General features: G+C 39.5%; 12 protein-coding genes, 1 rRNA gene and 1 pseudogene. 3 read left to right on the forward strand and 11 right to left on the reverse strand.

The window, feature by feature from the left end:
- Positions 1-83: 83 nt before the first annotated feature.
- The 6 genes and pseudogenes from RWP19_RS01300 to RWP19_RS01325 all read right to left on the reverse strand — a co-directional run.
- Positions 84-308: pseudogene (locus tag RWP19_RS01300) on the reverse strand (hypothetical protein); the annotation flags it as partial.
- A 292-nt stretch (positions 309-600) separates the two neighbouring features.
- Entirely contained in the window at positions 601-1359 is a 759-nt protein-coding gene (locus tag RWP19_RS01305) for an SDR family NAD(P)-dependent oxidoreductase (protein WP_314356172.1), read from the reverse strand.
- 286 nt (positions 1360-1645) lie between these two features.
- The gene (locus RWP19_RS01310; RefSeq protein ID WP_295209894.1) at positions 1646-2647 is read right to left on the reverse strand and encodes an electron transfer flavoprotein subunit alpha/FixB family protein; all 1002 of its coding nucleotides are present in this window, start codon (positions 2645-2647) and stop codon (positions 1646-1648) included.
- Positions 2647-3633, reverse strand: coding sequence for an electron transfer flavoprotein subunit beta/FixA family protein (locus RWP19_RS01315; RefSeq protein ID WP_314356173.1), 987 nt, complete (start codon positions 3631-3633; stop codon positions 2647-2649). Before RWP19_RS01315 ends, RWP19_RS01310 begins: the two co-directional genes overlap by 1 nt.
- Before the next feature lie 4 nt (positions 3634-3637).
- Positions 3638-3916 (reverse strand): ferredoxin family protein, encoded by a 279-nt coding sequence (locus RWP19_RS01320; protein WP_295209890.1) that lies wholly within the window; start codon positions 3914-3916, stop codon positions 3638-3640.
- On the reverse strand, positions 3913-5220 hold the full coding sequence (locus tag RWP19_RS01325; RefSeq protein WP_314356174.1) for an FAD-dependent oxidoreductase: 1308 nt from the start codon (positions 5218-5220) through the stop codon (positions 3913-3915). The genes RWP19_RS01320 and RWP19_RS01325 overlap by 4 nt, the downstream gene beginning before the upstream one ends.
- 390 nt (positions 5221-5610) lie before the next feature.
- Between RWP19_RS01325 and RWP19_RS01330 the strand changes: the two genes are divergently transcribed.
- The gene (locus RWP19_RS01330; protein WP_295209884.1) at positions 5611-6072 is read left to right on the forward strand and encodes a helix-turn-helix transcriptional regulator; all 462 of its coding nucleotides are present in this window, start codon (positions 5611-5613) and stop codon (positions 6070-6072) included.
- An 81-nt stretch (positions 6073-6153) separates the two neighbouring features.
- On the opposite strand, the gene RWP19_RS01335 is transcribed toward RWP19_RS01330, so the two are convergent.
- From RWP19_RS01335 to RWP19_RS01345, 3 genes are all read right to left on the reverse strand, one after another.
- Positions 6154-7470, reverse strand: coding sequence for an aminotransferase class I/II-fold pyridoxal phosphate-dependent enzyme (locus tag RWP19_RS01335; protein WP_314356175.1), 1317 nt, complete (start codon positions 7468-7470; stop codon positions 6154-6156).
- Positions 7471-7690: 220 nt separating this feature from the next.
- A complete protein-coding gene (locus tag RWP19_RS01340; RefSeq protein ID WP_314356176.1) occupies positions 7691-8956 on the reverse strand; it encodes a M48 family metallopeptidase in 1266 nt (421 codons plus the stop codon).
- A 118-nt stretch (positions 8957-9074) separates the two neighbouring features.
- On the reverse strand, positions 9075-9434 hold the full coding sequence (locus tag RWP19_RS01345; RefSeq protein ID WP_295210966.1) for a CGGC domain-containing protein: 360 nt from the start codon (positions 9432-9434) through the stop codon (positions 9075-9077).
- Between the two features lie 432 nt (positions 9435-9866).
- Here RWP19_RS01345 and RWP19_RS01350 point away from each other — a divergent pair, with 432 nt between their 5' ends.
- Together RWP19_RS01350 and RWP19_RS01355 are read left to right on the forward strand one after the other, a co-directional pair.
- The gene (locus RWP19_RS01350; protein WP_295210968.1) at positions 9867-10238 is read left to right on the forward strand and encodes a type II toxin-antitoxin system RelE/ParE family toxin; all 372 of its coding nucleotides are present in this window, start codon (positions 9867-9869) and stop codon (positions 10236-10238) included.
- Positions 10219-10494: a helix-turn-helix transcriptional regulator gene (locus RWP19_RS01355; protein ID WP_314356177.1), complete on the forward strand. Its 276-nt coding sequence runs from the start codon at positions 10219-10221 to the stop codon at positions 10492-10494. The genes RWP19_RS01350 and RWP19_RS01355 overlap by 20 nt, the downstream gene beginning before the upstream one ends.
- 75 nt (positions 10495-10569) lie before the next feature.
- Here the strand turns inward: RWP19_RS01355 and RWP19_RS01360 are convergent, their stop codons facing one another.
- Both RWP19_RS01360 and rrf read right to left on the reverse strand, forming a co-directional pair.
- Complete coding sequence (locus tag RWP19_RS01360; protein ID WP_314356178.1) at positions 10570-11460, reverse strand: pirin family protein; 891 nt, start codon at positions 11458-11460, stop codon at positions 10570-10572.
- Between the two features lie 665 nt (positions 11461-12125).
- Positions 12126-12242, reverse strand: a 5S ribosomal RNA gene (gene rrf, locus RWP19_RS01365).
- Positions 12243-12349 lie beyond the last annotated feature (107 nt).

A 12349-nucleotide genomic window follows, 5' to 3' on the forward strand; every position in this document is an offset into this window, starting at 1 on the left:
AGCCGTTTCTTATATAACCCTTACAGTGTCCATGCGAGTGCTTCACCACAGATCGCACGCCTATCCCACTAGGCTGGACTATTTTATTTTGTATGTAATGTTTGTTCTACAGTATTAGCAATGATTGCTTTCGCCATATCCCGTGTTACAGGACGTTCAAAATAGATTGCATGGTTTTGGCCATCTTTTGTCCAACCTGCGAGATATACCATTTTATTGCCACCTTTGAAAGTATCCTTTGTACCGTTTACTTTCTCGATAGCGGTTACATGATAATCGTTATGAACACCACTGATATCACCTTTTGAGAACCTATGCATGCACAAGCAACTGCTAGTAGTACGAATTTTTTAACATTGGCGACTCCCTATTCCTACATGATATATTTTATAAGATGAGCTCTATTTAATATAATATTCTCAATAATTACATTTTATAAAACTTTCTTTATCAAAACTCACTTTGCAATTATACTCCAAAATTTTAGGGAATTCAAGTAATTTTTATCGTGTATATCGAGTTTCATTAATATAAATAAATAAAACTATTTATCAACTATGATACAGCTAGTTACTTTAACCTAAAACACTAAGCATTAGACTATTTCTTATGTACCATAAAGCCCGCCGCTTGTTGATTCGCCATAATTGTTACATCAGAGATTTGCAAACGTTTAGGTTGGTTAGTTACATACAATACAACATCCGCTACATCCTCCGGTTGAACAGCCTCAATACCAGCGTAGACAGATTTAGCTCGTTCCGCATCACCGTGGAAACGTACTTCACTAAATGGAGTTTCTACGATACCTGGTTGAATGGTGGTAACCTTAATATCTGTAACTATAGTATCCATGCGAATGCCATCGCTTAATGTCTTAACAGCTGCCTTTGTAGCGCAGTAAACAGCTCCGCCTGGATATGCATAAATACCTGCAGTAGAACCCATATTTACAATATGACCTTCATTTTTATCAATCATAAAAGGTAGTACTGCTTTTGTTACATATAAAAGGCCTTTCACATTGGTATCAATCATAGTCACCGCATCATCAACAGCACTATCTTGGAATGGATCAAGCCCTTGTGCAAGGCCTGCATTATTTACGAGCACGTCGACGCCACCAAAAGCCTTAATAGCAGCAGGAACCTTGCTTTCAACATCCTCGCGACTACGCACATCAAGAACTAAAGTCTCAACACGCACGCCATACTCCTTAGACAAACGAGCCTGTACCTCACCTAGCAACTCAGCACGACGACCAGAAATCAACACATTATCGCCATGCTTTGCATAAGCCTCAGCAATACAAAGACCAATACCAGACGTTGCACCAGTGACAAAAACATTACGACCCATAAAAGCCTCCTCATCATCAATCCGTTTTATTCTATTAAGTTCATTATACCATTATGAAAATAAAAAAACGCTACCCTACTACGTATAATATGTTGGCGCAGATAGGAGTTAAAAGAATACATAAAGTGGCTTGTAGATTTAGAAATATGATAATAAAAAGAGGATACCCTTTCTGAAAACGACTTAGCGGCCCCGCATAGCGGGGTGGGTGGCTTTGGAGGCTTTCAGGAAGGGTATCCTCGTTCTTTATTGTATTAAAATTTTAACGCCACTTTATGCACATCTTTTATTTCAGATGCGCCAACATATCATTTAACACGTCCATGCAATCCCCCACGATACCGTAGTTAGCGTGTTGGAAGATTTCTGCGTTTGGATCGTTGTTAATGGCTACGATTGTGTCAGCACCGGAGATGCCGCTCACGTGTTGGATAGATCCGGAGATACCAAATGCCAAGTATAGTTTAGGGCTTACAGTTTTGCCTGTTTGACCTACTTGGTAAGGCAATTCAATCCATCCTTTTTCAACAAGTGGGCGTGTTGCACCTACTACGCCACCGATAGCATCGGCTAGTTCGTAAAGTTTATCAAAGTTTTCTTTGGAACCCATGCCGCGACCACCAGCTACAATGATATCTGCTTCTTGGATATTGTAACCAGCTTTGCTGAACGGGATAAAGTCGAGACGTTTTGTGCGAATGTCTTCAGGCTTAAGGTCAAATTGCTCAATTTGGATGCGCCCCCAGCTATCTGCAATACGTTCAGGCTTTTTAAATACGTTAGGACGTACAGAACCCATTTGAGGACGATGGTTTGGAGAAATGATTTCCGCCAAAATGTTACCGCCTAAAGCAGGACGCGTCCATTCAACAAGGCCTTCATTGGTATCTACCGTCAAAATAGTACAGTCCGCAACAACGCCATTTTGCATACGACCAGACATGCGAGGCGCCAAATCGCGGCCATTGTTAGTGGCACCAATCAAGAGGATATTAGGCTTATGGTCTTCAAAGAAATCTGTTAACACCTTAGTATAGCCATCCGTTGTATAGTATTTCAAAAGAGGACTTTCAAAAACGTGAACAATATCAGCACCATGTGCTACCAGTTCTTCTGCTTCGGTTTGAACATTCTCACCTAATAGCATAACTTGAACAAGCTGCCCCAATTCTTTAGCAATGCGACGAGCTTGACCAATCAGTTCATATGTAACCGGATGTACCACGTCATCAATGGTATCAGCTACGACAAAAACGTCTCTATATTCATCAAAATTTGTCACGGCCATTACCGGTCACCTCCTTTAGAACCTTCATTACCTTTAGCAGCCACTACCGCCTTAAACTCGCTAGGGGATACGCTTTCAACAGACGCAGCCCGTTGTACTGGGTCTTTTACATCTACGCCTTCATCATTGTCCTCAACCACCTCAACAGGTGCATCATTTGGCACTAATAGATGAGTAAATTTTTCTGGCTTAATATGATACGCCAATTCAAGAACCTTTTTAGCCCCTTCCTCTACGGATGGCAGCATTTCTACCTTACCACGGAGAGGTGGTTGGTATACTTTGCGCACTCGCGTAGGAGAACCTGTAAGACCAATACGACTTTCATCAATATGTGGCATATCGCGCAATGTAATATGATTAATGGTATAACGTTTCGCGTAAATAGAGCTCCAAAGGCCTGGTTGACGTGGTTCGTTGAGCTCAGCTGTCGCTGTTACGAGTAATGGCAATGGCACCTCTACAATTTCATAGCCATTTTCATGTTGTCGTTTTACAACTGCTGTTTGAGCCCCTTGATCTACGGATAATTCACATGCATAAGTAGCTTGTACCATACCGAGTTCCTCTGCAATTTGAGGACCTACTTGTGCCGTATCGCCATCAATAGCTTGTTTACCACAGAAAATAATTTGGAACTGACGATTCATAGTTCGTTGAACATGACGGATGGCAGACGCAATAGTATAGCTAGTAGCCAATGTATCGGCACCACCGAACGCGCGATCTGTAACGAGTACTGCATCATCCGCACCGAGGGACAAACACTGGCGAAGCGCTTCTTCAGCCTGTGGAGGACCCATGGATAAAACGGTCACACGGCTACCTTCATATTGGTCTTTCACCGCAAGAGCCGCCTCTAACGCATGCATATCATCAGGGTTTACAATGCTAGGCAAGCCTGTGCGGATGAGATTATTTGTTTCCGGATCCAGCTTAATCTCAGATGTATCTGGAACCTGTTTGATACATACTAATAACTCCATACACTCACCCCTGTCTAAATTCTACGCCCTTAGCGTTACGCGGATATTTCCAAGTTTTTACGATAGTTTCACCACAAAGAACACGGCATGTACCACATTCTAAGCAACCGGCGAAATCAAAGGCTAAATCGCCATTTTCTTGCAATGTATATAGACCGGCAGGACAGCCATTAACGAGTTTCATTTTTTCTTCAACGCTAAAACCCGCGCCATCCACGAGGATATGAGGAGACGTTTCATCTACATAATATTTATTGGCGCCCAAACGCTCTTCTAATTTCATAGGGAACGCACCCCTTTCCAAGCATCACGAATTAAAGTAAATAGGCCGATATCTCCGATACGGCGCCTAATTTTTTTCATCATTGGTACTGCTCCATCACCGTTTACAGTGAATATATCGCGCATCAAATGATTAACAAACGCAGGATATTCATTGAAAATGCGTGGATGTGTGGCTAGGAATTTAGGCATATTTTTGTAACGCTTCAAGTCCTTACGTAACCAAGAGTTCTTGATTTGACGTTCATACAATTTACCGACGCGATCCATATTTTCGTCGCGCAATGCTACGTTAACCGCGTCTGCCGCACACATGCCAGATTCAATGGCAAGATCCATTCCTCGAATAGTATACCCCAAGTTCATACACATACGTGCCGCATCACCAACGATAAGATAACCCTTACCACCTAATTTTGGCATCGATTTATAGCCACCTTCTGGTACAAGATGGGCACTATGCTCTTTTAATTGACCATTTTTCAATAAAGGCGCAATTCTAGGGTGACTTGTGAAAGCTGTTAACATATCGTCTACAGAACGATTGGCTTTGCCAATATCTTCAAGGCCCACAACCAAACCTACAGAAAGACTGTCTTGATTTGTATAAATAAAACCTCCGCCCAATAAGCCAGAGGTCATATCGCCCAAAGTAAGCCATGCCATACCATCATCTCCAGATAGCATGAGACGATTTTCCAGATCCTCTTTTTTTAGTTTGTAAACTTCTTTTACACCTACAGCCATCGTACTTGGATCAGTAGGACCTGTGAGGCCTGCTTGTTCTAACAATACTGTATTAGATCCTTCTGCAATAATAACAAGCTTTGCATACACTTCATCATCATGGCAACGAACACCAACAACGCGTTGTTTCTTTCCTTCCCCTTCAGTAATGAGTTCTGTTACTTGTACATTAGATACGAGAAGAGCTCCCTTTTTCTCTGCCTCTTCAGCTAGCCATTTATCAAATTTAGCACGTAATACTACGTAGGATTCTTCATTTGGCTCACTATCCTGATAGCTATATTCAATCGTTGTCATTTCATTGCCAGTACCAATAGAAATGCGTTCTTTTGTCACCTTCCGTTCCAATGGGGCCCGTTCTCTAAAGTCCGGTACTAACCGTTCTAAAGAATGCGTATAGATACGTCCACCCATCATATTTTTAGCGCCTGGTGCGATACCGCGTTCAATGAGTAAAACTTTTACCCTTTGTTCTGCGAGGCGTAATGCCGTCGCAGCACCTGCTGGCCCTGCACCAACAACGATAACGTCAAATGTTTCATTGCGATCAATTGCCATATACTCAGCTCCTTTAAATCAAAGCTTAGACTTACATAAGTTCATATAGTATATATATTTCTCTATCTAGAACTAAAATACCTTTAAAAAGTACCATAGAAAAATGAATATATTCTATATTTTATGATACTATATTATAAATGTATCTGTAGGATGTATATATACTCATTTATAACTTATACTATTGCATACTTTATGTTATAAATAAGTGCAACAAAATTCATCAATTCGTGAAATTTATAAGTTTATCTAGCTTTCATAGTAAAAGTAGCGTATGATAAAAGTAGATAAAACCCTATACGGAGCAACACGCGTATAATACGACCGCATAATGCAAGACTACGGTCAAGGTTAGGCACTCATTATTTTGGAATTACCAGAGGAGGCCATATGGACCCGTTAAGAATCTTGAAAGCATTATCCAATCCACATCGGTTAGATATTATATTGTGGCTGAAACACCCAGAGAAAGAATTCGGTGTACAAGTGCACACTAAAACTCTTATCGATTTTCCTAACAGCGTAAGTGTTAAGAGTATCCAAAAGCGCTGTGGTGTATCTCAATCTTCCATCTCTACATTTATGAGCATATTAGAAAATGCAGAACTTGTAGAATCTCGTAAGATTGACCAATATACCTACTTTCGCCGTAATGAACCAATCATTCGTGAATTTGGCGAGTGGTATAACAAAGAGGTATCCATCCAATCGGACGATATCAATAAATTATTAAAAACGGTTACCTTAGAAGACAATTCATATCATACAGCGGGAGAAATCCCTGCATCTAGCGAGCAGCTCGCTACCGAATTCAATACTAAGGGATCGGATCATAATGAAAATAGGAAATAAAAAAGCTTCCCTACTTGCCATACTTAGGGATAAAAGAAAAAGAGCTATAATGCATAAGATTATAGCTCTTTTAATATTGTTTTATCGTTGTGCTTCGTAAGCTCTGAATAGTTTAGATAATAATTCAGGTGCTAAGCGTAATAAATCTGGGTTCTCACAGAAGGATACACGTAATTGTGTTCGGCCAGGGTTGTTCTCTCCCTTTTTACCGCTGTAAAAACCATTAAGCGGAGCCATAAGGAGTGTGTATGCCTTACCATCTTCAAGGCTTACCGCACCATGTTCAGCACACCAAGATGCAAATTCTACACCATCAAAGCCTGGTTTTGCTACTTTGCGCACGTCAATTACAAAATAAATAGACGCTTCAGGGCGAGATACAATGAAATCAGGTTCCATCTCTTTAAATCCTTCATGGAGTTCAAAAATCATCTTACGATAATAATCACGTTGCTGCTCGTACCAATTATGGAGCTCTGCATAACTTTCATGAGCCAAAGCACCAAAGATATATTGACCTAACGTATTAGCACTAAGGTTGGCAGTGTATTCGGCTACAGATTTTTCATAACATAATTTGTTATCTGTAATAATAGCACCAATACGAAGACCGCAAGCATTCCAAACCTTACTTGCCGTTTCAAGACTAATACGACGGCCCTCAATGCCAGGCACATCTTTATCAGTTAACGCCCAGATACTAGATGTTTCTTTACCTTTTTCATACGCCAATTCACGATAAGCTTCATCAGAGATGATCCACAAATTATGTTTAACACATAACTTAGCATATTCAATTAGTGTTTCTTTGCTAAATAATTGACCTGTTGGATTATCGTAAGGAATAATGAGCAATGCCCCTGGTTTTGTATCAATAATACGTTGTTCCACCGTTTCTACGGATGGTAATTCAAATTCACCATCTTCGTTAAGTTGACGTTCAACAGTTACAGTTTTACGGCCAATACGGAGACCTACTGCATCATAGTTTGTATAAGATGGGTTGAACATTAAAAGAGGGCGTTCCTCTTCGCCAGCACCACCACATACGCCAAGCATGATAATTTCCATCGCCATAGAGGCACCGTCTGTTACAAGTACATTAAGACCTGTTGTATCAAAGCCTTGGCTGCGTAAAATATGTAAGAATGCTTCGCGGCACTCATCGGTACCTGTAGTTGGTACATACGGTACAATACCTGTGTTAAATGGGCTATTCACACCGCCTAAATCGAACAACCGACGCTGCATGGCGGGATGCATAGGACGCATTACATTACCAATAGAACCATTCACCAAGATTGGTGGGTTCTTACGTTCCAAGAATTTAATTTGTCCTAGGCGAATGCCAGATGGCTTTCGAGCCATCATATACGGCGACAATTCTGGTTGTTTCATTCAGATCCAACTCCTCTAAAAAAGAAACTGCCTCGATAGAGAGGCTAATATAGATACCTAATATTATAGTGCTTTTACTATAGAAAATCTATAGTTTTATAACATATACTGACTCACTTATATACTTTTCGTTCCATAAAGTAATACAGTATTTCCTTCAAGGTATACAAAAAAGACCGAGCTATTTATAGCCCGGTCTTATATAGCTGTAACAATTAAATTATCTATCGATAGTTTTACGTCCACTATTGGTAGTGTTTGCATTTGTTGTATGTTTAGCCGTATGTTTTGTTGTAGAAACCTTAGTAACAGGTTTTATTTCTTTACCTTTAGCAGATTTAGCTTTTTCCTGTTTTACCTTTTTAGTTTTCTCTTGTTTTACCTTAACAGGATTTTTAGCATTGACTGCAGATCCTGCTGGTTTTACAAAAGCATTATTAAGGTTTGTTGCCACTTGTAATGCTACGTCAGAACTTGGTGTAGATACGATGGATTGACCTGCTACGGTTACAGTACCACCACTATAAGATGCAGAGCCTGGCGTAATTTGGTTGTTATGGTACAATCGTGCCAATTTACCAGCCATGTAATACGCCCGTTCTTCCCCTGTATAACGACCACTACCTGCTGGGCTATAGATATTGTCGCCGTTCACATAAACTGTGCCATTAGACACGTTTACGTGATTTCCAGAATATGTATACATACGGGAAATATTGTTATTAACTCGATCAGACAACTTAGGATGGTTGTTAGGCGCTACTACTTGTGAAAGTCCCTCACGGTAGTGTTCTCCAACCTTATTGCGAAGTACCGCCATTGAACCAGCAGCACCACCCACATTGTATGGAGATTCACTTAAAATCTTGAAGCCTAGTTCATCGGCTGCTTTTTCTTGGCTCATTGTAAATACTTGGTTAGACAAGTAATTACCAGCTACGTTAGATAATAACGCTGCCCCTTCGCTACCACCAGCTGCAATGCCTACAGCTGTAGATAGGCCGATTTGCTTTTTAGCGCCATTAATAATATCTTTATGCTCACCATGAGCAATTTCATGGGCCATTACATAGGCCAATTGATCATCATCGAGGGTATCCAAAGCACCTTTATTAACAGACATAACACGACCAAGCGTTGCAAAGGCATTAAACTCTGGATCAGGGTTTGCATAGACAACGTAAGAACGTTTTACGCTAGGAGAAGCCTCTAAAGTTTTCATGATACGTTGTACACATGCTTGCGCTGCACTATCGTTCAAGTAACCAGTTTTCTCCTTAGTACGTGCCAAACTTTCTTGTTGGCCTTGTTCGGAATTATCCATTTTATTTAATGCAGTAGATACATAAGCCATGGCAACCGCACCACCAGCCAATGTTTGTACTGCACTAGATGCAGCATTCACTGGAGCAGTTTGCATAATAGCAGGCGCCATTGTCGCAGCCATAGCTACAGATAACGTAGTTGCTGTAAATTTCTTATTCATTCTCTCAACCTTTCAAATGATATAACTATATCATAATTAATCTAAATAGTACTCTAACATTTACACACTAAACATATAGTATCTCTTCATCGTAAATATAGAATGAATAATGGAACAATCATTCATCTTTAGCTGAAAGCACTACCGCTTCTTTACCATCTTTAGAAACGGCACCACCATGGGTATAGCCTACTACATCAAAGCCCGCCTCTGCACACTGCTCTGCGATGCTTTCATAATTTTCATTCTTACCACGTGTACACGTAGAAAGATGGACGGTAGTAACACCTTTTTTCTTGAAAGACTCGATTTTCTTGGCAAGATCACCACCACTATGGGTAAAACCTACCAACTCAATATCCTCATCTGCATAACGCTCAAAGGAATCCGCTTTATTCATAAATGCTTTTAAACAACCGCCACAAGAACAGCGCTGCATTGTATCCTCATTCACGAGAACCGCAATTTTTTTAGACATAAAACCTCCTATGAAAGTATAGTATAAATCTTAGTATAACATAGCTATAAGAAAAAGATGTATCCTGAAGCACGTTGATTAATACTGATTATAGATAGGTAAATTGAGGACACATTCTTAAAATTTAAAGTTCGTAATCTCTTATTTTACCTGTACCATCAAATTAAATAAGCTACGATTGAAATGAGTCTAATAAAAGTCATAACAATAAATGATATATCTTGATTTCTCTATAAAATAATCTTTAGAGGCAGTTAAATTAACATCAACTTGAATAGTAATTACTCCTCATAATATAACGGACCATAAGATATTTAAGCTACCAGAAGAACCTATTTGTAACTATATTTAAGATAAGGATTCAATACTAGTGTTTCTATAAAATTGAGCTTTGAATGCATATATGCTATCATAAAAGAAAGAAGGATTTGGATGGAGAAACCGAAGTTTGAGTTTTATACGCGACCTAATGGACATAATGAATTTCTAGAGTTTTATAATACACTTCCTTACAAAGACCGTAGAAAGCTAATGGCTACAATTGAAATTATAGAAAAAGAAGGAATGATTGTAGCATTCCAACTTGAACTTGTAAAAAAGATAGACTATGAGATTTATGAGATACGTTCAAAGATATCAAGTAATATCCAACGAGTCTTATACTTTCATAGTAATAATAATAAATATATCGTAACTCATGGATTTACAAAGAAAACACAAAAAACACCAGTAAGAGAAATTCAACATGCAAAAATGATTAAAACGGAATACGAGGAGGAGCAATATGCCGACAATAAAATTTGATAATTTTTTAAAAGAGCAGTTAAAAGATCCAAAATTTAGAGAAGGATATTATGAAGAACAAGCTAGACTAGAAAACGCAGTAGCCGTATTAAAAGCACGAGAGGCTGCAGGATTAACACAACGTGATTTAGCCAAGAAATCTGGTGTCCCGCAGTCTACAATTGCACGTATTGAGAAAGGTGCCAATACAAGTCTAAGTACCTTGTGTAAAATTGCATTTGCTTTAGATAAACAAGTGAAGATTAGTTTAGTATAAGAAGACCCCCTATAAGCTAGTTAACGTAGCTTATAGGGAGTTTATATCTTTTCTTGTAGAAGTAAGATTTACGTATTACATAATAGCTTCTTCGCGGCCAAATTTACCGTTTTTGTATTCTCCATAAGCAAGGAGAAGCTCTGTTTTATTTGTCATAACAAATGACCCTTGTTTTACCACTGGTTCATTAAGTGGTTCTCCAGCGAGAACGAAGATTTCAAGACCTTCATCACCAGACTCTACCTCAAAGCGTTCTCCATCATTGTTGAAAAGTACAAAATCTCCAAATTCTATGCTTTCACCATTGGCAGTACCTGTACCATTAAGCACAAGAAAGCCTGTATTCCAAGTCATATTCTCAGAAATAGAGATCCATGAATTAGGTTGAAGTTTTAATTTGTAAATATTCATCGGTGTATGGGATTTAGCAGGACCTGTTATATGTCTGAAAGCACCGGTGTAAACGATAGCATCGATTGTTTCATCAAGAGATTGATACCGCCCCATTGTGGTAGCAGGTATATATTGATATGCAGGTGCATCATTTTTATGAGGTTCAGGTAGATTTATCCATAATTGTAAAGCATGGAACAAACGTCCCCGCTTTGCATATTCTTTTTCATGAAATTCTTTGTGCAAAACACCACTAGCTGCAGTCATCCATTGCACATCACCAGAGTGAATAACACCACTATTACCAACTGCATCTTTATGTTCAATGGAGCCGGAAAAAGAAAATGTTACCGTTTCAAAGCCTTTATGGGGATGTGGAGTGTCACCTGTATCAAAAGGACTAGCCTCAAAATAATATGGCTCGTTATAGTTGAGTAATAAAAATGGAGACATACGATCAAGCATAGGTGACTCATCGCCATCAGGGAAGTACTGACGTACTCTAAATCCAGTGCCTACCCAATGAATATCAGGAGCTTTAATAATTCTTTCAATTGTTCTTACAGGATTCATTCTATCACCTCTTAATCGAACAGGATTCATAATAGTTGGATTATATATGAATGATTGCTCATATATCCTAATACTATTATATCTAATTTATTCGATATGTCAAGGGGAGGTAGTAGAATAGTAATTTACATAAGTTTCGAGCTACTCAACTAATTTATGGTTCGATAATACCATTGGTGATTTGTGCCGCGAAATTGATTACCTATAGTTAATTTACATAAATTAATAGTTACTCAACTAGTTTACGATGCGATACCATAGGTGCTGCGCACCGCGGTATCGGTTAATTACAAGTATTTGAAGAAGCTCAACAGTTGTACGGTTCAGTAACATTGGTGCTTCGCACCGCGTTACTGGATGGATATGATTTGCCTCCTACCACTAGCCGCGGCTTCCTATCACACTCGCCCATGGCAACATATAATACATTATTCCAATGTACAGACTTAACTATAGGGCTTCGTCGAAGGTGATGTGTGGGCCCCATGCGTCGCTACGCTCCTCTGTGGCCTCACACCCTACCCTTCCCAGCTCCGTCTGACACGGACACCTAGATAGATGGTACCTCTACAACCTTGGCTGGAGACGGCTCTAGCAGGATTAGCTAGTCGAAGACTAGCAAAAAGAAAAAGGCCTACCTTTAGGTAGACCTTTTTCTTTTAGTCAATCAGCAGCTTCCTATCCTCCCAGGCCGTCTCCAGCCAAGTACTTTCGGCGTTTATGAGCTTAACTACTGTGTTCGAGATGGGAACAGGTGGATCCTCATAGCCATCGCCACTGAATCTGTCAGAGTTTGTACTCTGAAAACCACATAGAAGTTATATATATATTTGTTTGCACTAGAAATTCTAGACTAATTTGTTTTCGTCGTCAGCTGTGGATTTTGTTT

This window comes from uncultured Veillonella sp. (assembly GCF_963522475.1).
Classification (GTDB): Bacteria; Bacillota; Negativicutes; order Veillonellales; family Veillonellaceae; genus Veillonella.